The following is a 24803-nucleotide window of genomic DNA, read 5'->3' as shown; positions in this document are numbered from 1 at the left end:
GCCTATAACTCCGGCAGGGTTCTGATATCGTCGGCATCTTTCGCAATTATTACGCGATTACGCCCGGCGCTCTTTGCTTCATACATTGCCACATCCGCCCGCTCAAGCAATGATTCCTTGCGTTCATCCGGCCTCAGCATTGCGACGCCAAGGCTGATGGTTACCGGGATAGTCAGCTCCTTTAGATGTAACGGCGTGTCCATCACCCCTTTACGTACGCGCTCGGCAACGACGGTTGCCAGTTCCAGATCAGTATTGGCCATGATAATAACGAATTCTTCCCCGCCAAACCTGCCTACCATGTCAAAATCGCGTACTGCCGCCTGAATTCGGCTCGCGACATGCCGGAGCACGAAGTCGCCGACGACGTGCCCATGGGTATCATTGATTTTCTTGAATAAATCGAGATCGATCATGATCAGGCACATATTGCCGGGAAAACCCCTTTGACTCTTATGCAGGTTCGCGTGCGCGGCGTTAACCTGATGCTCAAGAGATTCCATGAGGCCGGCATAATTCATCAGGCCCGTGAGTTGATCGATCGAGGCCTCCTGGTGTAACCGGTATGTTTCTTTGCGGAGGTTGTCCAGCGCCTTTTGCAGTTCCGCAACTTCCGGCAAATGATAACCCTCCGCCGTCAGATATAAATCAAGGGATGAGAGCTTCAAAACACAGTCTACGAGAGGTCGGGCGGTTGAAGCAACATCCGCGAATTTAACCGATAGGCTATCTATAAGCACTTGCTGGATAAGGCAGTGCTGCACCTGAAAAATGCCCAGAGGAATTTTCGCGCGCGCATAAGCAGCGGCGCTTGCAAGCCGGTCTCTAAAATACTCGGCGGTATCAAAGTTCCGGCCGTAGTACTGCAAGCGTTCGATCCAGGCTCTCTTGAAGGATTCGATACCGATATTTCGCTCGATCAGCGTAAAGCCCCGGCTGCGCGCCAGCGGCGTAAGGCAGGAATCCACCAGCTCGTCGGCTTTTCCGGCTATTACCTCGGTGCGCATGCGCTCGGCGAGCGCGACATGCTCCGCATTGAGTCCCAATATGGAAAGTACTTCCCGGATTCGCGTGTTGTCAAATCCCAGCGTTGCACAATAAGGGGTTGTTTGAGGATTCATATCTGGGTATATACATGAGATAAAATCATCTGGAATCCATACGGGGGTGGAGAAAGTTGCAGCATGAAGGATAACGGGTTAACCTCGACATTGCTACAGCCAACACTCTCGCGTACCCATACGGAGCACCTCATGAATCTCGGCCGCCACGTAATATTGGCATCTGTCGTTGTCTCCTTTGCACTTGCGGGATGCGCGTCGCCACGGTCGTTTTTAGGAAGTTCATTTCTGCCTGTAACTTATAAGGATATCAAAAAGAGAGACGTACCGCTTCGGCTGAAGCTTGTTGTCGAGTTTCAGCGAAATGGCGTACGCTTCCCCATGGGAGAGGTCCCGCTGAGAGATTATTCAGGCCGGATACTCAGGGACACTGGCGTGATTTATCCCGTTGATGAGCTTTCACTGGGGCCGGAGCAGGAAGATGGCGAAATCAGGATCGTACTGAACAATGTTGCCGACAGCGGCACCGTTGCAGTGGAAGCATCCCGCACAGGAATTCCGCTGTGGATGGTTGGAAAACTGATTACGGACGCTTATGAGCTGTCGATGTTTATCAGCGTAAATGGAAAGACGTTCAGCCGCACGGGCATCCAGCATGCCGTTCATACCGCTATCGGCAACATGAGCGTACCCGACAATGTTCAGGTTTTTCCGGCGAACCAGGCGTTCGGAAAAGTGCTTGAACAGATGATCCTGCGTGCGCTGGAGGATTTTCAGAGTCGCGGCGAGCTGGTTTGGCTGGGCCTGCCGCCTGTGGATTGGGGTAGCGCTGGAACCCCGATGTTCAGTTTCGCTTTGAAATGCGGGGGTTCGTGCTTCACCCCAACTTACCTGGCTGTCTTCACGCCGAACCGGTTGTAATCGGCGATCTTGCTTACACCTTCAATGCAGGACAGAATGCTTTATTTTGATTACTGTCCTGTCAGAAACCTGCGTTCCAGCGGTTCTATCGCAGGACCCTCGATCACTGACCCGTCGGGCGCGAAGCGGCTGCCGTGACAAGGGCAGTCCCAGCTTGTCTCGACGCTATTCCAGTGCACTTTGCATTTCATATGCGTGCATACCGGCGAGACCGCAATCAAGGTCCCGTCAGGAGCCCTATATGCCGCCAGCGATTCGTCCTCGAACTCCACGATCGCGCCTTTACCGGGCATTAGCTGCGATAATTGCGTCGTCTCCCGGTTGATCACGTAGTCCTTGATGAGGGATTTCACCACGCTCGCCGTTTCCTCGGCCATGCCTTTGGCTCCCTTCAGCGGTGAAAAACGGCTTGCTTTGACGAGGGGGGCAAAAACATTATCGCGCCCGGCGATCTGGTCAGCGATGAGCGATGCAGCAAGCGTTCCATAGGTTAAACCATCGGTCGCGAAACCGGTAGCAATGAAGCATCCTGTCGCATCCCGCCCAATATAAGGCAAGCCATCCGCTGTGCTGTAATTCTGCGCGGACCACCTGAACGCCACTTCGCGTACGTTAAAATGGGCCTGCGCGGAGGACTCGAGCCGGTCCAGGCTGATTTTCGCGTTTTCCTGTCCCGTCTTGTGTTCCTCTCCGACGCAGACGAGGAATGTTGCATCATCGACATCCACGTTACGAATCGACAGCCGTTCGACGCCGGTGCCCCAGAAGATTCCCGAGGGAAAGGAATTCCTGGCAATGCGTGCGGCGAGCCCATATTCGCGGTTCGCAATCATCTCTGCCTGCACCAGGTGCACGCCCTTCGGCGAGTGAGTGGCAAACACGATTTCCCTGGCTGTTACCTTGCCTTTGTCTGTACGCACTACGCGCTTGTCTTTATCCACCTCGATAACTGTCGAGTTTTCGTAGATACGGCAGCCCTGATTTGCAGCTTGGCGCGCAAGCCCGCGAACATAAGCCTGCGGATGAAACTGCGCCTGGTTATCCAGCGCCAGCACGGGCCCGGAGGGCGGCGCAAGAGGAGTGGGCAGCGCTTTTTCGAGATGGACGGATAGTCCTGCCTTGAGCGATCCCTGGTACTCTCTCTCCACGGACTCCTGCGCGTTCTCGGAGGTGGCATAACGGTAGAGGCGGCAGCGGCGGAAAGCACAGGGGATATCAAATTTACGCACCCGCTGGTCGATCTGTTCCACCGCTGCGCGACGGGCAGTAGCAACCGCACGGGCCGTATCGCTGTCCCATTGGTCAACGATATGATGTATCCCCTTGCTGATGGTCTCGTACAGGTTGCCTGTTGAGTTACCCGTGCTGCCGAAGCCGACATTGTGCGCTTCCAGCAGCACGGCCGAGGTGCCTTTCTCAGCCAGATTCAACGCGAGTGTAACGCCGGTAATACCACCCCCGACGATGACCACATCGGCCGTAATCTCTTCCTGAAGTGTTGGAAAGCCGGCTTCAGGCGCAGTCGCGCGCCAGACAGAAATCGTGTTCATGGTATTTTCCTTTTTGTTCAGAATAAGCGATGATGCCTATCGTTGAACATAAACCGGAATTGTTCTGTACGCTATGGCACATTAAGCCCAGCCTTGACAGCGCGTAAAGTGGCGCAGGCGGAGGAAATTTTAGTGCTGTGGTTGTCGGATAAATACTGATAATTGGTGATAGTTGCGCGTGCCAGAAGTGGTCAACAATGCCGTCCATGCAAATTCCATCAAGGTAGGTCGGGCTCTGCCCGACAATCGTAAAAATGATGTCGGGCGGAGCCCGACCTACGAAAAAGGAGAGCTGCTGTGAAACCGCCATTTATCATTTCTGCCATTTTTTTTACGTTTGCAGTTACCGTTGCCCAAGCCGAGCCTCCACATTTGAAGGACCGTCAAACCGGCAAGTATCTGGGCAATCTCAGCGCCAACCCATACGATTCCAACTCGACAAGCAACCCGTATGGCCGTTATGGGAGCGAGTACAGCGACGATTCCATTAATAACCCATACGGGCGGTATGGCAGCGCCTACAGCAATGACAGCGCCAATAACCCGTACGCGACAAACCCGCCGGCGATATATGACACGGGTGGTGATGGCCGATGAGACCCCCGAGTAGATTATGAGCAAGGTCATCTCTGCCGCTGAGCTTAAGTCGTACCTCAGTCCGGTGTGACGAGATCGGGCCTGGCGTAGAAATTGTACCCATGATCCTGCTTAGGATTGGAAACTCCCACGCGACTACCTTGTGCGAGCGTGCTCATCGTTAAAATCACCTGCAGCTTTAAATTACGCACGCTGTCGTGGCCGCCACGGAGCGCGAGTCTGGCTAATTGTCGGGCTCGCTGCGTGGCGTGAACCGCCGAATGAGCTGATTACCCGATTGCTCTGGTATAAGTCGTCACCTGCTACGAGTCACCTGTTACGCTGCTGCTGCCGAGGCGCCGGCAGAGGTAGTGTCTCGAACACCGATATCGAATAATCCAGAAAAAGCTCGATTTTACGCTTGAGGTCACTTGACATTGTGATGCGCCTGGAGCGCAGGTCATCTGGATCCACGTGCTCGATGAGCAAGCCGTGATCGATCGCAATCTGAATATACTTTATCGCGGTACGCTGGCTGACGTTCGGCATGAGCTGATACAGCTCCGATTTGTGGAACCTGGTGTCATTGGCATCGTTGAACCTTAACCACATCCGCGTGAAGAGGTCGTAGTAGTTCAGGTCGTGGAAAAGCGTGTCTCCCAGAACATCCATCCAATACTGATCCGTATCATTTTGCAGGTGTATGAATTGGCGGCGCCTGGCGTCTGCCTGTTTTTTCGGGTTGCTCATTTCTCTTCAGATTTTTTCTTCTTCGCGGCTTCTACCATTTCTATATCCATTGCAGTGATTATTCTTATTTGTATGCAATTTTACATGTATAATTACTGAAGATAAGGTAAAAAATATATCGAAAACGGAAAGCTGCATATTGTCGGGAATGCCCAATCATGTTCAACAGAATTGAAAAGAGCTACTTTCGCCTTTCGGGCAGCTTGCGCCCAAACCTTTTAGCTTTCCTTTACTGCCAGTTTTCCTATTTTGGCGGGGCCGCGCTCATCCTTTCCGTGCATCCGATTCCAATGATACTGGGTATATTCGCCATGGCGCATGGGATGACGATAGCGGCCTATCTTATTCATGATTTAGGCCACAACGCGCTGTTCAAGTCACCGCGCCACAATGCCTTGATGGGCCGCGCGTTGAACTGGCTCACTGGCGGTTGTTACGCAACGTATGACAATGTGCGTACGACGCACATGAGGCACCACGTGGATAACGCCGATGTTATTTTAATCGACTATAGGGGTTATCTTGCGCGTCACCCGATTCAGCGGCGCACTGTGGAGGCGCTGGAATGGTTGTATGTGCCGGTTATCGAGTTCCTTATGCATGGAATGCTTATCCTCGCGCCATTTATCTTCAAGGAAAAAAAGGACCAGCGGACCCGGGTAATCAGGATAACCATCATCCGTTTCAGCCTGCTTCTGATGGTATTCCTGCATTCTCCACTGGCTTATGCGTGCTATTTGTTGGCCTACGCGATATTCCTGACGATTTTGCGCTTCATGGATGCGCTTCAACACAATTATGCTCTTGTTCCGGCGCTCGGCAGCAGTGGCGATCTGGCAAGGCATAGAGGCGACCGGGGCTACGAGGAATCCCATACCTTCAGCAACCTGATTTCGACTCGCCATCCGTGGCTGAATCTTCTTACCCTCAACTTCGGCTATCACAATGCGCACCACGCAAGGCCTACGGCACCCTGGCACGAACTGCCCAAGCTGCATGACATGTTGTATGGGAATGATACGCGCGTTGTCATTCCCTTCGGGAAACAGTTATCGAGCTTCCATAAGAACCGGATAGGACGAGTTATTGGCGACGACAGTGAAACGCAGGGAAATCAGTTTGCGCAACGGCTTCGGGATTGCACCGCGGTGGGCGCGGGCGGGGTTTCTTTTCTGACGCCGCTTTAGCCACTTCGGGAACCCCGGGATTTTCATTGCGCTAACCTGGTGGGATATGGCCTGGCTCGAAAGTAAATCAGTCCCGCTTGCGCAGGTACCATTGAAGAAAATCGGATATACGATTCTCGTATTCTTTACCCGCATAGGCGTGCATATTGAAATGCCCCCCTCCAGGGACGATCCAGATTTCTTTCGGCTGCCCGGCGGCATCAAACAGACGTTCGGCTTCCGCCACTGTGGTATGCCGATCGTCTGTGCCGGAAATCAGTAGTAATGGCGCGTTTAGATCGCCTATCCGGCTGATGGGGTTCAACTCATCGGGAGAGGCGTCCAGACGAAACGATAACTGTGATAACAGGAGTGGAGAAAAAACGGGACCGAGTTGCCCAAGATGGAGCCTCAAGCGGTTTTCAACAGCTTCCTCGATGGTGGGATGGAGCGATTCGAGCACCACCGCGTCCAGCCGCAACGGATTTTTTGCGAGTACGATCGCGGCCGCCCCGAGTGAAACCCCGATGGCCGCGATCCGCTCCCCCGGGAAAGTATTACGCAGATAGGCGACTGCGGCTTCCACGTCTTCCGACTCGCGCAAGCCGAAGGTGATCCGGTCTCCTGGCGTTTCGCCATGTGCCTGGAGATCGATGAGGAGAACGTTGTACCCTCGCTCATTAAGGAACTTGGCGCGGCTCAGCATTTCGACCCGATTGCTCCGAATCGAATGAACAAGCAACACGGCGCCGCCACCTCGGACTCCCCGCGCCAGCCAGCCGTGCACACTGGAATTTTCCTCTCTTGCAAGGGTACTAACGGGAATCTGTACCGGCTCGACCGGGAAATCGGTGGATAGCGTATTGACGGCAGTAGGCGCCGCGCCGGATAGAAGTTCGCCAACCCCAACGGCGACCACGAATATGGCCGCGATGCAGGAAAAAAAGGCGAGCACGCCGAGCAAAATCACGCGGCGCATGGTTGGCTGCTCATGGTCGGTTGCTCATAGTCGATTCATGGCGGGAGCGGCTGATATAAAACCAGCTATTTTGCCCTGCAGGTTTTGGTGAGATCAAAACAGAGTCGCGGCAAGTGAGTTCTCGAGCGGAAAGGGCCGGTTCAAAACAAGACCCGCTAGCGATGTTCCCGCACACCTGGTTTTCGCATCAACCCAGTCAGATTTTTAATGGCGGCGACCAGTTCATGCGATTCGACAGGTTTCGAGAGATGCATCTGATAACCGGCAGTTATCGCTCTCGTCCGATCTTCAGAGTGGGCAAACGCGCTCAGGGCGATGGCGGGCGTTTTCCCACCGTCGGTTGCGGGAAGACTCCTGACTTCGCGAATGAATTGGTATCCATCTTTTTCGGGCATGCCGATATCGCTTACTATCACATCGGGCCGTTGGTTTTTCAGGATTTCCAGGCCCGCAGCGGCGGTGGCTACGGTAATCACGTCGGCTTGAAATAGCGTAAGCACCTCCTTGATGAGTTCACGCGCATCCTGTTCGTCATCAATGACCAGTACCTTTACGCCGGGAAGCGCAATGTGTCCATCCTCAAAGGTAATTTGCGTGGACGCTGCGGAACGATGGTCTTTTTTTTCGCTGATGGGAGCGAGCGGCAGGCTGATGATAAACGCCGACCCTTTATCCTCGCCGTCGCTTTCCGCTCGAACCGTTCCTCCGTGAAGTCCCACGAGTTGCTTCACGATGGCAAGCCCCAGGCCCAGGCCGCCGTGATTTCGCGTGAGTGTAGAGTCAGCCTGACGGAAACGGTCAAAAACGTAGGCGAGAAACTCGGGTTTGATGCCCATCCCCGAATCCTTCACGACAACGTGAAGATGAGAAGACGCTCTCTCGACTATAACCTCTACGGTACCGCCCTTGGGAGTAAATTTAACCGCATTGGAAAGGAGGTTCCAGATGACCTGCTGAAGCCGATTATTGTCCCCTGAAACCCATCCGGCAGCCGGGTCGATGGTTTTCCGGATGCGGATCCCTTTGGCCTCGGCCGCGGGCGCGATGGATTCAACCGCGGCCTCGGCGATGTCCGCAAAATCCAGTAGCTGCACGTCAAGCCTTACCTTTCCCGAGATGATACTGCTCATTTCGAGAAGGTCTTCGATAAGCTTGTTCTGGGCACGCGCATTCCGCTCGATGGTTTCCAGGCCTCGCTGGATGTCTTCCTTGCCCATCGTTCCCTGCAATATGAGCTGCGACCAGCCAAGGATCGCATTGAGCGGCGTCCTGAGCTCGTGAGACAAGGTAGCGAGAAATTCGTCCTTCAACTGATTGGCGCGCTCGGCTTCGCTTCTCGCGATTCTTTCATTCTCGAGAAGTTGTTTTTTTTCCTCGTCTGCCCGCTTTATAGAGTCGATATCGGTATTTGAACCGACCCACATCAATATATTTCCTCTCGCATCGCGTCTCGCCCGAGTCTGGATCAAATGCCAGCGATAATTCCCGTCGGCTCGCTGGAAACGGCATTCCATCTGGAAAGGCTCGCCTGTGTTCAGAGAATGCCGCCACCGCTTGAGGCTCTCATCCATATCTTCGGAATGGATGAGTTTTGTCCATTCCCAGCCTGCCATTTGCTCGGGGGCAAGGCCTGTGTAATCTTTCCATTGCTGATTGAAATAATCCAGGGCTCCGTCCGCCCGGGCGGTGAATATTTTTTGCGGCATTGCTTCAGCCATGAAACGCAAGCGCTCGGTGCTTTCGCGCAGGGCTTCCTCCGCGTGCTTGCGTGCCGTGATGTCTCTAAAGCTCCAGATGCGGCCGACGCGCCGCTCTTCAATGTGCTGTATCTTTGAAAAGCGCTCGAACACTCTGCCATCGGCCAGTTCCAGCAAATCATAACTGTCCGGTGGCCAGGTTGCGTAGATTTCCTCCAGCTTATCCAGGAATTGCCGCGGATCCGCCAAATGCTTGCAGCAGAATTTCAGAAGATGCAGGTGTTGCCCCGTATCGATAATGGCGGGGTGGATCTGCCACATCTCCAGATACCGCTCGTTGAAGCGAAGTACATTATCATGCTCGTCGGTAACCAGGATTCCATCGGCTGTCGATTCTATGGTGGCACGCAGGATAGACAGCGAATGGTCAAGTTGCCTGGTTTTCTCTTCCAACGCTTCCTTGACCTGCTTGAGCTCGTGCTCGACAACCTCACTCGCATGAAGAATGGTATCGGAAGTTTGCAAGGTACGGAAGGGCGGCTGCCTTTCGTCATTATCTTCCATCATTGCATCTTTCCTTTTTTCAAATCCGGCAACAGCTATAAAGCGACGGTAAGCAACAGGCGCCGAGCCTTGTTAATTCTTTCTTTGACAATGGTATACGTGGTAGGTTTTATCATCATAGGCATCGCCGGACGGGAGATTCCCCAAGTCCGATTCAATTCCAAAAGACCGAACAATACCATTTTCGGATCAGTTCGTTACATAACCAGGAAGGCATTAGTATATATGGGACCTGTTCCTAATTGGTATTGGCGATATCGTGCCCTGTTCCGGGAAAATCATCACGATATGGCATAATTTCTTTTTTTCTTGGGAATAATGCCCAAGTTCGCGGCATGCAACCAGGCAAAACGCAAGATTATGCTAATCTGCATAGGTAGCGAGAAGTGGAAAAATAGTTTGGCTACGTTCTTCCTGTATATCTGGTAATCAATCGATATATCAAATATCGAGGCTGAAGTTGAAACGGAGGAGCGGATACATATGATTCAGGCAGAAATGCCGGGCTGGTTGCGCGGCAGCGAAATGGGCGAGCTTATCTTTGATCATGATTGGGCTGAATCTGACCTCGGGCCAATCTCTACTTGGCCCCTGAATCTTCAGTTTTCAGTTAGCTTCATGCTTTTGCTGCCTTCCCCTGCCTTGTTATTATGCGGGCCGAAGCTCATACAGATCTATAACGACGGTTATCGCGACTTGATGGGCGCGAAACATCCCATGGGTCTGGGGCAGCCAGTCTCCGCATGCTGGCCCGAGGCATCGGATTTTCTGTCGTCTATCTGTGAAGGTGTGATGAAACGGCGGGAATCATTTATTTTTGATGATCAGCGGCTCGTTATCAATCGGACGGATGCACCTGAAGAGGCTTTCTTCAAGTTTACCTTCAGTCCTATTTCAGAGGATATCGGCCTTCCACGCAGTCATTCCGATGAAGCCCTTACTGAATCAGGCGGGGCGCGCGCCGTGTTTGTGGCGGTTAGCGAGAAGACCGAAGTAATCAAAATACGTGCGTGGGAATCGGAACGTCATCGCCTCAAAGAGGCGCTGCAAGCGAAACGAATACAACTGCTGGAAGAAGTATTCCGTAATGCGCCGTCTTTCCTGCATGTGCTTCAAGGACCGGAATTTGTCTTCGAGCTTGCCAATGACGCGTACTACCAGTTGGTGGGCCACCGCGAACTGCTGGGATGCCCGCTATTTGAAGCGCTTCCCGAGGCGGAGAACGGCAATTATCGTTGCAAGCTCAAGAGGGTGCTGACAACAGGAAAGCCGTTCATGGAATTCGAATTACCTGTGACAGTTATTCCTAATCCTGGCCAACAGCCTGAAGATCGCTTTATTGACGTTATTTATCTCCCTCTCGCGTGCGAGGGGGGCACACGCCAGCGTATCCTGGGTCAGGGAATTGACGTTACCGAGCATGTGAAAACGCGCCAAAAAACCGAAAAGGCGATGCGTGAAGCACAGGAGCGATTCCGAACTGCATTCGAGATCGACACGGTCGGTGTTATTTTCTTCACCAAGGATAACCGGATTACCGAAGCGAACAGCGCCTTTCTGAGGATGAGTGGCTTCAGTCGCGAAGATGCGAGCGCGGGTCTATTGCGCTGCGAAGACCTTACGCCGGCGGAATGGAGAACAGTTTCTTCCCGAGCTACGGAGGAACTCAAGGCAACGGGCGGTATTTCTCCTTATGAAAAGGAATTATTTCGCAAGGACGGCTCACGCTGGTGGGCGCTGATTGCAGCAAAAGAACTCAACGATAACGAGTGCGTCGGGTATCTTGTTGACATTACCGAGCGCAAGCGGGCCGAGCAGAGCCTGCGCGAGAGCGAGACAAGATTCCGCGCTATCGCGGAAGCGTCCCCCGCACTGACCTGGCAAGTGGATACGAAGGGGGATGCGGTTTATCTTAACCAGCGATTCGAGGACGTACTCGGTATTGCCGTGAAGGATCTGATGCCCACCGGATGGCGGTCGGTCATTCATCCGGACGACGCTCCGGCGTACGTGGCAGCGTTCGAGCAGGCGTTGCGCGACCGCGTACGTTTTCGGCACCGGCTCAGGATCCAGACTGCCGAAGGGGAATGGCGCTGGTTGAAGTCTTATGCGTTGCCGTGGTTTACCGCCGCCGGCGAGTATGCGGGGCACATCGGCATATCAATAGACATCACCGAGGCAGTCAACGCCGAAACAGCCCTGCTGGATGCCGACCGCTGCAAGGATGAGTTTTTAGCCACGCTTGCGCATGAGTTGCGTAATCCGCTTGCGCCGATTGCCAACGCGCTGGAGATCATCGCGCGTCCCGGCGGCGCCGTTGATGTTCCCCGCCTCCTGCCTATGATCAACCGCCAGGTCAATCATATGGTCAGGCTGGTGGACGATCTGCTGGAGATATCGCGCATCACCAGCGGAAAGGTTGAGCTGCGGCTGGCTCCCTCGGATCTGGCTGTTGTGCTGTGTAATGCTGTCGAGGCAAGCAGGGCGCAGATCAGCGAGAAGGAACACAAATTGGAGGTATCCATACCTGAGGTGCCTTTAATCGTTTACGCCGACTCCGTACGCCTGGAGCAGGTGTTTACGAATCTGCTCAACAATGCAGCACGGTATTCCAGAAAGGGCGGGCGAATCTGGTTGACTGCCCGTCAGGAAGGCGGTAATGCCATCGTATCCGTGAGGGACAACGGTATTGGAATTTTGCCGGGGATGCTGCCTCGTTTGTTCGACATGTTCGCTCAGGAACGCCGGAATGGGGAGGGAACGCAAGGTGGGCTCGGTATTGGGCTCAACCTGGTCTATCGTCTCGTTAAAATGCACGGCGGTTCTGTCGAAGCCATAAGCGAGGGGGAGGATAAAGGCAGCGAATTTATTGTACATTTGCCGTTATCGGAAACAACTATGCATGGAAAAACGCCTGAACCGCTGCAAGCGGACGCCACGGCGCGCAAGTTGCGCGTATTGGTGGTAGACGATAATCATGATGCGGCGGAAGTGCTTGTCATGCTGCTTGAATCGATGGGCCTCCATGTTGAGGCGGTTAATAGTGGTTCGGCAGCGCTTGCGGCCATTCCCGATTACCGGCCCAACGTAATCCTCATGGATATCGGCATGCCGGGCATGGATGGTAACGAAGTGGCGCGCCGCATTCGCGAGCAACCGCAATTCGACGATATCAAGCTGATAGCGTTAACTGGCTGGGGTCAGGAGAAAGACCGCCGGCTCTCGCGTGAGAGCGGCTTTGATTATCATCTGACCAAGCCTGTGAATTTCAAGGTGCTCAAGGATTTGATCACCGCCATTTAGCAGCCTATTGGACTTAAAGGAAATCAGCTGCAAAAAAAGAACCTGCCAAAGTGAGGCACCGAAGCCACTGCATCCGGAAAAACTCACACACATGCTGATGGCGCACCGCAGCCATTCGGGCAGCAATGACAAACGGGTCGCACGTGGCACCGGCGGCACCCGTTAGGCTGGCATTGCAGGTTTTCCCACATGGATACGTGTCGAACCGCATGGCGCACGTCAATATCGAACATCCCTATCTCAAGCCGAATGTGGAGAACATGGAGCAGGGCTGCGCCGGTATGGCAATCGAGGAAAAGCGTAAGGTATGTAAGGAGCGCGGAGCAGGGCGGCAAGAATCTGCTTCAGTCGTTGTTGGAGCAGCTGCGCAAGACCTCCTGGACTTGCTGGCTTTTTCGGTCAATACCGTTTCCAGCCGTGAGAACGTACCATCGAAAGATGTGTCAGCATTCATGAATACGTTGGATCTGGACACGGCCGACCCACACCAGGCCGATTCGACAAATCCTTCGATCCGCACCCATTCCAGCACGTGGATCACTTTCTCCAGCTTCGGTGTGAGCGGACCCACTTCCCATCTCAGCTCGGGTATCAACGCCTGCTGAACCACCGACCACCGTTGCATTATCAATCCGCGTTGCGTATTATTCATTTTGGGCGTAGATGTTTGTCTCGATAACTCACATCATGCCAGCAATGGCTGCGCCCAACCCCGTCTCACGTCTCTACACGTGAAATAAATTCTGCGCATCGAGCAAGTTTTGCAAGAGCCTCATGAGTTAATTAATAACTCACCTTAAACGTCGGACTAGCTTCGGCCGTGTCTTGCGGTGATCATAATCCGCGTTGTCGCCATATTTCGCATACCCCAGCCATTTCTGCACCTTGGCAATGTCCGCCTGATGATCCAGCGCATTGGTGGCCGCGGTCGCGCGTAAGGTGTGAGTTCCAATTTCAAAACCCAATGCTGCGGAATACGCACGCACTAACTTGCACACCATATTGGGCGTAATCGCCTTGTTCATGGTACCGGTACGGTTGTTGCGAACAGGCCGGAAGAGCGACTCGCCCACATTAACCCCATGACCCGACGTTTCCAGATAATTCAGGATGAGGTCATCTGCAGCGGGATGGAGCGGAATATAGCGCGTTTTTCTGCCCTCGCCGGAAAGTTTGAGATGCGCGACCCCACGCCGCTCATGCCTGAAGTCCTTGAACCAGGAGCTTGCATGGCTCTTCACGCCGCAGGGCGTGACAGAACAGGGCCAGAATACCTGTCCTTCGGTCCAATATCTAGATCTTCTCCAAATCCGTAATATTGACTCCTGAGGTCATATCTGAAGGCCTTGTCAATCTGGCGTTGGGCCCGCCCTATTTGACCCCGTGAGGCACATTACCCATTTCAAGATGTCGGGAAAGCTTGCATGTTTCAAGTGCCGGATAGCTACATTCATATAAGTATATGAGTAGTAATTGATATTTTTTTGTATGGCACGTTATTTGCTTAAGACATTATGCGGCAACAATAAGAATTATTGCTGTTCTACAAAAACAAGAGAGGAGATTTAGATGATTAATAGAGCGATCAGGTTTTATGCGGTGGGCGGGGTTCTTGCCTTTGGTGCGGCTTTGGCATCGTCCGTCAGCATGGCGGCCGTGATCAATGCTTCGGTTGGCGGTGCTCCCGATAGCGCGATATTTTATGTAAATTTCGATCACCTCGCAGCCACAGGCGGCGCTACCACCGGCGGCATCACCGTAACATTCAGCGGTACGGGAGCCGGCACAGCCAGTCTTCCGGATATACCCGGGCAGTACGCCGCACCATTCATTTCCGGTAACAATGGCACACTGTTTGGCAATTCTCAGGCTGACGGTCCGGATAAGACTCAGTATTTGACTACCGGCATTGGTCAGGTCACGCTGCAGCTAAATGCGTATCACCAGTATTTTGGCTTGCTGTGGGGTTCGGTTGATGATTACAACACGCTGTCCTTCTATGATGGCGACAAATTTCTTTTCAATTTTACTGGCCTTGATGTAAGTAGTCTGGCTAATGGCAATCAAGGAGTTGGCGGCACATTTTATGTAAACATCAATTCATCCGATGCTTTTAACAGGGTGGTTGCATCGAGTACAGGGTACGCATTTGAGTTCGATAATGTGGCGCTGGCCAATGAACCTATCTCACTTCCTATTCGAGGTGAGGTTCCCGAACCCGGTACTCTGACTCTTCTAGGTCTTGGCCTGTTTGCGGGTATCACTGCCCGCCGTCGCCGGACTGGATGAAACAACCAGGCAGGCTTTCGTTCCTGTTTTCATTCAGGTGTAATAAATACAAATGAATTAATTTTTCAGGTCTATGTTCGCCGCCGTACATAAAAGAGTATCTACGCCCATTAAGATGGGATCACGTCTCAGCTTCTAATAGCGGAGATAAGCTTCCCACGACAGCACTGCCGCCGCTTCAAGCGTCAGAACTGGATGCCGGGGTGGTGCCACAGGGAATTCTTTATTTTTTGGATATCAGGAGATAAAAATGCCTACATCAAAAAGTAGTGGTGGCGATAGCAAGCGCGGTTTTGCCTCGATGGACGAAAACAAGCAGCGCGAAATCGCGAGCAAAGGCGGTAAAGCCGCCCACGAAAAAGGAACCGCTCATGAGTTTGATTCCGCAGAAGCGCGCGAAGCCGGTCGAAAAGGGGGTGAAGCCTCGCATGGCGGAAAAAGCGGTTCGGGCAGCCACTCTTCATCTTCCGGCCGTGGCGGGTCCTCCGGGCAGCCTGCCAAGGGCGGCACCCAGAGTCATAAGAACAATTAAGCAGATAGAACCAGAGTAAAAAAAAGGTGAGCTTCAGCTCACCTTTTTTTTGAATTTACCCCATGAGGTGATAAAAGCATGGAAATCGCAGCGCACGGTTTTATACGCGTAAATGCCTTGCTGATGCCACCCATGTTGATCATGGCGGGCTTGAGATTTCAGATAGCGTGTCCGCAACAGATCCGATATCGGAACCCTCGACAGCAAAATCACCGAGCGCCACAATTCCTACCAGACGTTGGTCCGCATCGACGATGGGCAAGCGGCGGATCTGGTGGTCGCTCATGAGCTGGGCGGCCTCCTCTACCGAATCGTCCTCATGTGCCCAGATAACGCCTTCCGACATGATATCCCGAACCGGGGTGCTTGGGTCTTTGCCTTCGGCGACCGCCCTGATTGTAATGTCCCGATCAGTTATCACACCGAGCAATTGGTCATCCTCTCCTACCGGCATGACCCCGTAATCGCCGTCACGCATTTCTTGCGCTGCTTCTTCGATCGTGGCGTCCGGACTTATCGTATGCACGTCCGCCGTCATTACTTCACCCACTGTTTGCATGTGAACCTCCTCATGACTGTTTATAACAAACTGTTCATGGTAAACCGCGTGATTCCGTTATAGTCCCGCTCTCTCTTTCCTGCTAGGCACGGGCTCTCCTAAACGCGAGTTGCCGCTGCAGTTGCGCCGAGTTCCAATGATTCGGCAGCTTTCTTTCCGGCGAGAAATGCATGGTCCGAATTGTAGTATTCCCATTCACTATAGCGACCGGCCAGGATGATGTCATGTTCTGCCAACCACGTCCTTATGATTGCGACATTATTCGAACGCTGATGATCGTAGACCACGTACGCGTAGGGCATATCCACTAGGTTGGCTGTAATGAGCCGATCGTCACCTGACAGCAGGCCAACTTCGATGCAGTCCTGCCAGCATCGGTCGATCAGCTCCTGTCCGTTCACAGGCAGGGGCTTCCACGGTGAATAGGTGATTTCGCAGGTCAAACCAAAACCACCAGGCGGATTGCACCCCGGGCTCGCGTTCCCCTGCACGAAAATACGATGAAAAATTGTATCTTCAGGATAGTAAATCCAATGCTTGTCGGTTATTTTTTCACGCGCGATACCCAGATTGACACAACACACCGAGATATGGCACAAGCCCTTTGCAGCATCCTGGACTCTCTGCGGCGCCTCAGCGCCAATCATTTTGATCAGCTCGGGCAAGGGTATGGTGCTCACCAAAGCGTCATACTGGAACACCCTGCAGTCCGCGAGCGTTACTAGCCGTTGAGTGGGCGAAACCTCGACAATCTCGGCATTCAGTTCAATCTTGCCTTTGATATGAGGCAAAAATCCAGACATCATCGCTTGGAACCCGCCGTTCAAAGGATATCCAAACCGGGCATTGGGTCCCATCGGCTTGGCAACGGGCTCAAGAGCGCCTTCTATTATTTCCTCAAGATCAGGTAATGGCACGCGGCCACCCAGCCAGGAAGTTTCCATTTCACTCAAGGGCACTGTCCACAGCTTTTTGTTGTAAGGAATTGCAAAATGCTTTGCTATTCCCTTGCCCCACATCTTGTAAATGAATTGCTCGAAGTTTTGAGAGCCGTCCTTTTTGAAGGACGCGCAGGCCGATGCAGTGGCAGTTGATGGAGTTGATGGAATTGTCACAGTACCGTCCGCGCAGCAATCACTGCCGGCATCGGACGCTGAAACCGTGCTGTTACGGATTTCAACCGCTTCAACCACCTTGGGAGGCTCATAGTGACTCAGGCTTTCGCCAAAGCGGGCCTCTATCGCACCGACAATACACTCCCTGATCACTTTGGGTGGCAATCCATACAGCGCGCCCTGAAAAGGGTAGCGTGTATAAACGCCTTTGCTGTACACCCATGCTTCGCGGTTCTGCCAGTGGACATTCTTGCCCAATAATATTTTATAGAGCTTCTGGACATAGTCATCATTCGAAAACATGATGTGTCCCGCATGATCGAAAGTAAAACCTTTATCCTGGATAGAGCGGCACCAGCCGCCCACCGCTGCATTCTTGTCGAGCAAGAGCGCGTTCTTTCCAAGATGATAGGCGGCGCTCAGGCCAGTCGGCCCGGCCCCCAGGATAACGCACTCATAGTTTGTCACCTTGGATCCAGTATCACGCCGGGAACGCTCCCGCCTGGCTGTTTGCCTGAAACTCGACCGCTTCTCCAGGATTTCCGATATCAGACGATGCATACGCTCTGCGGTAGACGCCCAGGAATTGGCTGATATCATGCTTCGCGTTATTTCCGTCCGATTTTTTTTCTCATCCGGTTTTTCATCCAGCGCCTGTTCACATGTCGAAATGAATTTGGCCCTGCTGGAAGCAATGGAAACAGCCTTCCCATAGAGTTCCACCACATCTGCAATGTTGGTGCTTACCACCGGCAGTTCGGCGACCATATATTCCAGCGTTTTGGTAGGGCTGATGAAGCGGGTGGATTCGTTGAGCGCGAATGGAAGCAGACACAAATCCCAACCGGCCAGGAATTTCGGCAGAGATTCGTAGGATTGCTGGCCCAGGTAATGAATATTGGATCGCTGGGGCAGACCCGCTACATTGATTTTAACTACCGGGCCGACCAGCACTATCTGCCATTCAGGATGCGCATCAGCCAGCTCTGCAATGAGCCCGATATCAACGCGCTCATCAATCACCCCGTAATACCCCAGCCGGGGTCGAGGCATGCCCAAGTGTAAGGGGTGATCGGCTGTGCGGTCCAATGCTTGCGCAAAGTGGGCGATGTCCACGCTGCTTGGAAAACAGTGAACATCAGGATGACGTTCACGCTTTGCCCGGAACAGACCGGGGCCGCCGGTAAAGACAATATCGGCCACTTTAAATAATGCATTTTCGCGCTGCAGCAATTGCTTAGGCGCATTTTTGAAAGCGGCCAGCTCATCCATGCAGTCATATACGATCAGGCAGGGGTCCAGTTCCGCTAGCAGCGGTAAGGCCATGGGTGTGTAAAACCAGGCGATATGGCTTTTGTGATCAGTTACCAGTTGACGCAGCAGCGGCTTGAGATAGGGCAGTTGATCATCGTGAAAGCCGGCGGCTTTTACGGGCGTATACGGGCGACATACCATTACGTTTGGATGAGGTGTGGGAAGTACTGCCAGACGCTCTTTTTCATGGAACTTCGGTTCCTCAAAGAAAAGAATCTTGTAGTGTGTCGCCAGGTGCGACAAAAGATGCTGCGGGCGTTGATAGACAAAGTCCCAACGCAGGTGTGACAGCACGATAAGTGTTTGCATTGGGTCTCCCTAAAGTCATCAGTGGAATCGAGACCAGGCTCAGGTGATCGAATTTATGAAACCCGTCCCTGGCTTCGCGTACTCGCTGTTGCCCCATTCATCAGATCTCATTACTAACCGGGTCTTGGCTTGCAGGATGAAAGGTTTCCACCATTGTGCTTTATTGATGCTTGCATGCTTTCTTGATGGGGACATTAACCTCAGCGAGCGCTCGGTTCTGTTCGGTAACCCACAGTGCCATCGTAGGGTACGTATGGCTGGGCAACGATTTTTAGGCGGGTGGAAAAATCAAATCCCTGAGTTATGTATGCTTTCGAACAGAGAGGTCAATTTTTGGCCCTTAGCATGTGGCCATTCTCTGCCTTTGCAAGCGGCGAAATAGTTTCAAGTAGAGTTCGAAGTAGAGTTCCATGGTCCCCAAATTCAGGCAAGTAGGGCTCGGGAGCTGACTTCAAACGGTTCACACTCCTTCCCGGCTTGAAGAGGAAATCCAACCCGGCGTTGGGTGATGTCATAACTCCAACTCACCTGCCATAAGGCTGCATTACTATCATGAGGAGAACAAAATGGCGCTGGATTTATTTGAAGACAACGGCTGCGCCCAGGAAGGCGGTGCTTGACAGTGCAGAAGTGGCTCACTAGTCTGACCGGCGCTCATACTCTGAGCGGGCATCGTACTTGAGAGTTGACGAGGTGATCGGAACGAAATTGCTCAAGGAATTGCTAAAGGTAAAATTCACATGAACGAGAAAGAAGACCGAGTTTTTGCAAAAGAGGTGTTGCTATGGGGAGGCCTCGAATGCACGGTAAACCGCGTTGCAAACCAGTATTTCAGCCAGATGGATCGTAATGGGCATGCCTACCGGATATGCGATCTTGAGCGATTTGCTTCCCTTGGTATTCGCGCGATACGTTACCCGGTTCTGTGGGAGCATACGGCGCCCGATGGGCTTGACCAGGCTGACTGGTCCTGGTCGGATGCCCGATTACCAGAGTTGCAAGCACGCGGCATTATCCCGATTGCAGGGTTGGTGCATCATGGAAGCGGGCCGATGCATACCAGCCTGACCGACCCCGGTTTTGCAGGGCAACTTGCCGCTTTTGCCGGTGCCGTAGCCCAGCGCTACCCTTGGGTGGAGTATTACACGCCAATTAATGAACCGTTGACTACGGCGCGCTTCAGCGGGTTATATGGCCTGTGGTACCCGCATGGGCGTGACGAGCGGACATTTATCCAGGCATTGCTGAACCAGTGTCGCGCGATCGTGCTATCGATGCGAGCTATCCGACAAATTAACCCCCATGCCAAGCTTGTACAGACAGATGATCTGGGCAAGACCTATAGCACGCCTGAAATGTCCGAGCTGGCAAGCTTTTATAACACTCGCCGCTGGCTGGCCTGGGATTTGTTGTGCGGAAAAGTGGGGCAAGAACATCCACTGTGGGAATACCTGACCAGCACGGGAATCAATCCTTCCGAATTCCTCTGGTTCAAGGAAAATAGGTGCCCGCCAGAAATCATCGGTATCAACTATTATATTACCAGCGACCGTTGGCTGGATCAGCGTGTTGAACGGTATCCCGCGCACTGTATCAGTACTTATCGGGGTTATCGCTTTGCCGATATCGAGGCAGTGCGGGTGCTTGCTACCTCGATGCCTGGTGTCGGACCCTTGCTGGAGGAAGCCTGGAAACGATATCGGTTACCGTTGGCGATCACCGAAGCACACTTGGGCGCTGGCAGGGAAGACCAGATGCGATGGCTCCTCGAAATCTGGCAAGCCGCCAGGCAGGCACGGCAGCAGGGAGTAGACATACGCGCTGTTACGGTATGGGCGCTTTTGGGTTCTTACGACTGGAATTGCCTGGTTACCGAATGCAGAGGTTATTATGAGCCCGGGCCATTCGATGTGCGCTCTCTTACCCCGCGTGCCACGGCCGTTGCAACCCTGATGCAGGAACTGGCCGCTGGCCGCGCCCCTTCTCATCCCGTATTGAAAGGGCAGGGCTGGTGGCGCCGGGCAGGGCGCTTTACCTGCAAGCCGGTCGCATCACGCACAGCCGTCGCTTCTCTTCATGCCAAATACCATGGTGCGAGAAACGGAGCCATGCAGCCGATTCTTATCGCAGGAGCAACCGGGACGCTGGGCAGGGCATTTGCAAAAATTTGCGAGCAGCGCAATCTGACGTGTAAATTGCTAAGCCGTAAGGAAATGGATATCGCTGTAAGGTCTTCGGTCGAGGGAGCCATTGACCGGCATCAACCGTGGGCTGTTGTCAACGCCAGCGGCTATGTCCATGTCGACAACGCGGAAAGTGATGTGAGCCGCTGTTTCCGCGAGAATGCCATCGGGCCATCCGTCCTGGCGGAAATTTGCGCGGCGCACGGCATCCAGTTGTTGACGTTCTCCACTGACCTTGTATTTGACGGGAGGCAGCAGTCCCCCTATCTGGAAAGTGATACGGTCGCGCCTCTGAACAACTATGGCAGAAGCAAGGCCGAGGCCGAGCGCAGGGTTCTCGACCTGTGCCCCGAAGCTTTGATAGTGCGCACCAGCGCATTTTTTGGGCCATGGGACGCTTACAACTTCGTTACCCTTGCCCTTGAAGCCTTGGCCCAGGGTAATCCGTTTGCCGCCTCAAGAGATGTTACTGTTTCTCCCACCTATGTGCCGGATCTCGTGGATGCCTGCCTTGACCTGCTTATCGACAGGGAGGCGGGGATCTGGCATTTGACCAATGGCGAACCCCTGACCTGGGCGGATTTTGCTTTCAAGATCGCTGCAAAGGCATGTATTGATCCCAGCGGCCTGAACGCACTTACGCGCGAGGAGATGGGTTTTTTGGCCCTTCGCCCCGCTTATAGCGCGTTGGCCAGTGAACGAGGGATTCTTTTACCCACTTTAGAGGATGCAATGGATCGGTATATCGAATCCAGGCGGCAGGAAATCGCATAGGACTATTCGGGGATGGTGGCGTCTGTGACGGGCAGGAATAGATCAACAGCCTCGTAGTGATCCTCCTTCAACTCCCGCCAGAGATGTTACCGCACGAAACCCGGATACCGCCACGAGCCGCTACGCCTTGGGGACAATACGCCATGCATGAAGCATCCGGCAAATGCCGATGTGCCAAATTCTATTTTTGCGGATCGGCTCCCGCTTGCCCCCGGTATGGCAGCGAAGCCGGTCCGCAGGAGCCTCAGGCATCTGCTTGCGTCATTCTTCCATCAAAACCTCTTTCCGTTCAGCTATGTCAGAGCCGATTTCCTCAAGGTCCATTTTCGACTTCTGCACCTTGGGAAACATTTCATTCTCCTCTTCTCCCACATGATGGTTGACATATTCCCCGAGGACACTGACTGTTGCCTCGTACATGGGATCGGAAGCTTCCATCGACTGAATCTGACCGATCAGATCCTTGGCTGATGCGTGCTCAACCATCGCCTCGTTCATAAGGTCGTCGTCGTCGATTGCAGCGCGAGCAGCGGGATAGAATATTTCCTCCTCCAACTGCGCGTGTATCGTAAGTTCCTTGCAGATTTGTGCTACCAGCGCTTCCTTTCCCTCATCCTCATTCTTCTTGCATAGCTTCTCGAACTCCTTGAACATTTTTTTTACCTTTGCATGATCGTCGGTCAGCAACTTGATGGCGTCGTGCTTGGATCTGCGCGTGGTGGTTCGCGGGGCCGGGCTTTTTCTTGTCGTGGTACTGTGCGTAGTGGGCATTATTATCTCCAATATGATAAACCTGTAATTTGTGGTCGGAAGCAGATTGCGTCTACTCAAATTCAAACAAGGTCGCATTGCTTGTTTTCATGAAGATAGCTCGTGGTTATCGGTCGCTCTGTTCGTTAGCCCACATTTTGCGCAATCACCCCCGACCGGCTTGCGTAGATCTGGCACTGTTGCATTTGGGAGGACCGCAATTTCTGGATCTTGTCACCGCTACCAGGGACGCGAAAGAGGGTGTCAGAATGATGAAGATCATCGTGCGGAGAAAGGCCATTCCCATCCATTACAACGACTATGCCGTATTCATATCCCCGCTCGGGAACTTCGAGAGAGAAATAAAACGAGCCGGACTTCAGGATAAAATCGGCTACCTCGCATCGTCTACCTCGCGCATGGCGGCAAGTTCGAATTTGGTCTCTTTGCTGAATAGCAAGACAGTAATATGCGAAATAAAGAGTTGAAATTTCTGATGAGCCCGAAAGATGCGTTCCGGTTCCCCAACAACTGCGAGTTTTATGGTTTGTGGGAAACCGTACGGAACGCGTCCGTATTCTGAGTAGTATTTCCATTCAGCAATTCCGCTGGCAAAGGAGATAGTTATCATGGAAAATATTTTTATGCTGAAAAAAACGGCCCGAGCTGTAGTTTTTGCGGGCATTGTGATCTTTGGCGCTACTGGTGCGGCTTATGCCGCAGGCGCGGGAGACCAGACAGGGCAGTATGGCGATATGTCCGGGCATGGCGGACCGGTAGACAAGAAAGGGTCCTCGGCGGGGCAGCAGTCCGGGCAGGGTGTTTCTTCAGGTCAAGGCAGCGACAGGCCTCGCAGCTCTACTTCCGGTCAAAGCGGGTCGAGTCGTGACGGGTCTTCGTCCGGGGGCTCATCCATGGAGCAGGGGGCGGGTTCGTCCGGCTCATCGGGGCAGGGAGCGGGTTCTTCCGGGCAATCGGGCCAAGGAGCGGGCTCCTCCGGCCAATCGGGTGGATCAGGAGGTGGCTACTAATTTCTTATAGTGGAAGAGTGGCTGAGGCAGATCCGGACCTTCCGCTATGGCTCCCGGTGGCTCCAGTTTAGCTAGAGGTACGGCTGCAACCTGGTAATAGTCGAAGCGGGCTATAACACCGACGGCCGCACGAGCTTGCTGTATGTGGTCCGAGGATGGCAGTCTTCGGTTTTCGCATGGTTGGAAGGTCCGCTCAGCCCATCAATAGTGCAATACCAGCACAGCTTCCTGGTTGTTACAAGCAGGGGGAGACCAGGCAAAACGATACAACTTGGCCTCCTTCCGCTTTTTGCTTCTATACTTTTATTTCAATTTCGCCTGGATTTTTTGCGCATGCTCAAGGTGGGAGACAAGCGTGGGGCGTACCTTTACCAGCAAGGCTTTCAACTCTTCGTTCTTGACGTTGGGCACCAGCTTATTGTCGGCCACATCGATTACTTTAGTGTGGAGGTCGACTTCACCGTCAATATAGGCTTTGTCGAAATCCTTGCCGCTCAGGCCCTTTAATTTTTCGAGATTCTTCTTGCCATCTTCCTTCAGGCTCTTGCTGATCGGGTTGTCCTGAGGTGTTACATTGAGCTTGGCAGCCAATTCCTTCGCTTCCTTATTGACGTCGGTGTGCTCGCCAACCATACGATGGGCGTAGGCATGGACATCTTCATGAGATGCTTTTTTCTTGGCAAGATTGCCGGCATCGATATCAACCTGGTTGGCGGTAACCACGATATGGGCAATTTCTGCATCATTCAGGTCGTCTTTCTTGCTTGTTTCCGCGTGGACTGCAAACGTGGGAAGCATCAAAGCGATTGTCAGCATGAGTAAATTTTTCATCGGTTTCTTCTCCTTAATATTCGATTTATACGGAATGACTGCCACGTCAAGAAAAAGCTGGCTCGACAATAATGGGGATGCGCCGCGCAAAACTCTGTTCGATAGCAAACATAAGAATCCCATTGTATCTGCATGGTTTTATTGTCTTTATTGCGATGGTAATGCTGAATAGCCGGGGCTGTGCGCTATCGCACGGAACTTGCGCTCGCGCTTCAGGAAAATCACTGATATTGCAGCTTTCGCCAAACTAATTTTAATTGCAGGAGACATTCATGGAAAAATCCGAAAAAAGCAAAGGTGATGAATTAAAGGCAGATGAGCCAGTGGATCAACTGCCTGAGGAATCGGATGAAGGTATTCTTGTCAGCGAAGAAACCCATGGGAATAGAGTCGAAGAAAAAATAGAGAATCGCGGCAACAAAAAACAAGAGACGCACGAGGAGGCGAAATCCGTCACCGGATCTGAACCGCATCACGATACCAGAAACGAACATCCGGATTCCGGACCTGCTCCTCTCGACCGGTATTAGCCAGGATCTTCCTGGAAGA

At 53.0% G+C, this 24803-nt stretch carries 20 protein-coding genes and 1 pseudogene; 9 read left to right on the top strand and 12 right to left on the bottom strand.

Translation table 11 applies throughout. From position 1 onward, the window contains the following. Positions 1-2: 2 nt before the first annotated feature. The gene (locus BUA28_RS08130) at positions 3-1121 is read right to left on the bottom strand and encodes a GGDEF domain-containing protein (RefSeq protein ID WP_072767614.1); all 1119 of its coding nucleotides are present in this window, start codon (positions 1119-1121) and stop codon (positions 3-5) included. Between the two features lie 132 nt (positions 1122-1253). Here BUA28_RS08130 and BUA28_RS08125 point away from each other — a divergent pair, with 132 nt between their 5' ends. Continuing rightward, a complete protein-coding gene (locus tag BUA28_RS08125) occupies positions 1254-1982 on the top strand; it encodes a hypothetical protein (protein ID WP_072767613.1) in 729 nt (242 codons plus the stop codon). Positions 1983-2032: 50 nt separating this feature from the next. Here the strand turns inward: BUA28_RS08125 and BUA28_RS08120 are convergent, their stop codons facing one another. Continuing rightward, positions 2033-3532 carry an FAD-dependent oxidoreductase gene (locus BUA28_RS08120; protein ID WP_072767612.1) on the bottom strand — a complete coding sequence of 500 codons (1500 nt, stop codon included), beginning with the start codon at positions 3530-3532 and terminating at the stop codon, positions 2033-2035. After that, positions 3495-3740, bottom strand: a complete 246-nt coding sequence (locus tag BUA28_RS15525; protein WP_143148471.1) for a hypothetical protein — start codon at positions 3738-3740, stop codon at positions 3495-3497. Before BUA28_RS15525 ends, BUA28_RS08120 begins: the two co-directional genes overlap by 38 nt. A gap of 89 nt (positions 3741-3829) precedes the next feature. Here BUA28_RS15525 and BUA28_RS08115 point away from each other — a divergent pair, with 89 nt between their 5' ends. Beyond that, positions 3830-4129 (top strand): hypothetical protein, encoded by a 300-nt coding sequence (locus tag BUA28_RS08115; protein WP_072767611.1) that lies wholly within the window; start codon positions 3830-3832, stop codon positions 4127-4129. A 309-nt stretch (positions 4130-4438) separates the two neighbouring features. Here BUA28_RS08115 and BUA28_RS08110 read toward each other — a convergent pair whose 3' ends face one another. Further along, on the bottom strand, positions 4439-4858 hold the full coding sequence (locus BUA28_RS08110) for a MarR family transcriptional regulator (RefSeq protein WP_256598269.1): 420 nt from the start codon (positions 4856-4858) through the stop codon (positions 4439-4441). Between the two features lie 158 nt (positions 4859-5016). On the opposite strand from BUA28_RS08110, the gene BUA28_RS08105 reads away from it, so the two are divergent. After that, complete coding sequence (locus BUA28_RS08105; protein WP_072767610.1) at positions 5017-6045, top strand: fatty acid desaturase family protein; 1029 nt, start codon at positions 5017-5019, stop codon at positions 6043-6045. 67 nt (positions 6046-6112) lie between these two features. On the opposite strand, the gene BUA28_RS08100 is transcribed toward BUA28_RS08105, so the two are convergent. Both BUA28_RS08100 and BUA28_RS08095 read right to left on the bottom strand, forming a co-directional pair. Next, positions 6113-7003 (bottom strand): alpha/beta hydrolase, encoded by an 891-nt coding sequence (locus BUA28_RS08100; protein WP_072767609.1) that lies wholly within the window; start codon positions 7001-7003, stop codon positions 6113-6115. 155 nt (positions 7004-7158) lie between these two features. Next, the gene (locus BUA28_RS08095; protein WP_072767608.1) at positions 7159-9267 is read right to left on the bottom strand and encodes a PAS domain-containing hybrid sensor histidine kinase/response regulator; all 2109 of its coding nucleotides are present in this window, start codon (positions 9265-9267) and stop codon (positions 7159-7161) included. A gap of 480 nt (positions 9268-9747) precedes the next feature. Between BUA28_RS08095 and BUA28_RS08090 the strand changes: the two genes are divergently transcribed. Beyond that, positions 9748-12567, top strand: coding sequence for a PAS domain-containing hybrid sensor histidine kinase/response regulator (locus BUA28_RS08090; protein WP_072767607.1), 2820 nt, complete (start codon positions 9748-9750; stop codon positions 12565-12567). Positions 12568-13048: 481 nt separating this feature from the next. On the opposite strand, the pseudogene BUA28_RS16265 reads toward BUA28_RS08090, so the two are convergent. Then, a pseudogene (locus BUA28_RS16265) lies at positions 13049-13219 on the bottom strand (IS5/IS1182 family transposase); the annotation flags it as partial. Between the two features lie 139 nt (positions 13220-13358). Continuing rightward, positions 13359-13808 (bottom strand): site-specific integrase, encoded by a 450-nt coding sequence (locus BUA28_RS08080; protein ID WP_072767605.1) that lies wholly within the window; start codon positions 13806-13808, stop codon positions 13359-13361. A gap of 328 nt (positions 13809-14136) precedes the next feature. On the opposite strand from BUA28_RS08080, the gene BUA28_RS08075 reads away from it, so the two are divergent. Both BUA28_RS08075 and BUA28_RS08070 read left to right on the top strand, forming a co-directional pair. Then, entirely contained in the window at positions 14137-14856 is a 720-nt protein-coding gene (locus BUA28_RS08075; protein ID WP_072767604.1) for an Npun_F0296 family exosortase-dependent surface protein, read from the top strand. Between the two features lie 250 nt (positions 14857-15106). Then, positions 15107-15388: a KGG domain-containing protein gene (locus BUA28_RS08070; RefSeq protein WP_072767603.1), complete on the top strand. Its 282-nt coding sequence runs from the start codon at positions 15107-15109 to the stop codon at positions 15386-15388. A 139-nt stretch (positions 15389-15527) separates the two neighbouring features. Here the strand turns inward: BUA28_RS08070 and BUA28_RS08065 are convergent, their stop codons facing one another. Both BUA28_RS08065 and BUA28_RS08060 read right to left on the bottom strand, forming a co-directional pair. Next, positions 15528-15947, bottom strand: a complete 420-nt coding sequence (locus BUA28_RS08065) for a CBS domain-containing protein (RefSeq protein ID WP_072767602.1) — start codon at positions 15945-15947, stop codon at positions 15528-15530. A 98-nt stretch (positions 15948-16045) separates the two neighbouring features. Further along, positions 16046-18685, bottom strand: a complete 2640-nt coding sequence (locus BUA28_RS08060) for an NAD(P)-binding protein (protein WP_072767601.1) — start codon at positions 18683-18685, stop codon at positions 16046-16048. Between the two features lie 740 nt (positions 18686-19425). On the opposite strand from BUA28_RS08060, the gene BUA28_RS08055 reads away from it, so the two are divergent. After that, on the top strand, positions 19426-21642 hold the full coding sequence (locus tag BUA28_RS08055) for a sugar nucleotide-binding protein (protein ID WP_072767600.1): 2217 nt from the start codon (positions 19426-19428) through the stop codon (positions 21640-21642). Positions 21643-21903: 261 nt separating this feature from the next. On the opposite strand, the gene BUA28_RS08050 is transcribed toward BUA28_RS08055, so the two are convergent. Next, on the bottom strand, positions 21904-22413 hold the full coding sequence (locus BUA28_RS08050) for a hemerythrin domain-containing protein (protein ID WP_072767599.1): 510 nt from the start codon (positions 22411-22413) through the stop codon (positions 21904-21906). A gap of 608 nt (positions 22414-23021) precedes the next feature. Between BUA28_RS08050 and BUA28_RS08040 the strand changes: the two genes are divergently transcribed. After that, entirely contained in the window at positions 23022-23423 is a 402-nt protein-coding gene (locus BUA28_RS08040) for a hypothetical protein (protein WP_072767597.1), read from the top strand. A 303-nt stretch (positions 23424-23726) separates the two neighbouring features. Here the strand turns inward: BUA28_RS08040 and BUA28_RS08035 are convergent, their stop codons facing one another. Continuing rightward, positions 23727-24254 carry a DUF4142 domain-containing protein gene (locus BUA28_RS08035; protein ID WP_072767596.1) on the bottom strand — a complete coding sequence of 176 codons (528 nt, stop codon included), beginning with the start codon at positions 24252-24254 and terminating at the stop codon, positions 23727-23729. A gap of 272 nt (positions 24255-24526) precedes the next feature. Here BUA28_RS08035 and BUA28_RS08025 point away from each other — a divergent pair, with 272 nt between their 5' ends. Then, the gene (locus tag BUA28_RS08025; protein ID WP_072767594.1) at positions 24527-24784 is read left to right on the top strand and encodes a hypothetical protein; all 258 of its coding nucleotides are present in this window, start codon (positions 24527-24529) and stop codon (positions 24782-24784) included. Positions 24785-24803 lie beyond the last annotated feature (19 nt).

Source organism: Nitrosospira sp. Nsp11 (assembly GCF_900142705.1).
Taxonomy (GTDB): domain Bacteria; phylum Pseudomonadota; class Gammaproteobacteria; order Burkholderiales; family Nitrosomonadaceae; genus Nitrosospira.
The sequence above is the reverse complement of the archived record's forward strand: the minus strand, read 5'-3'. Positions and strand labels throughout refer to the sequence as shown.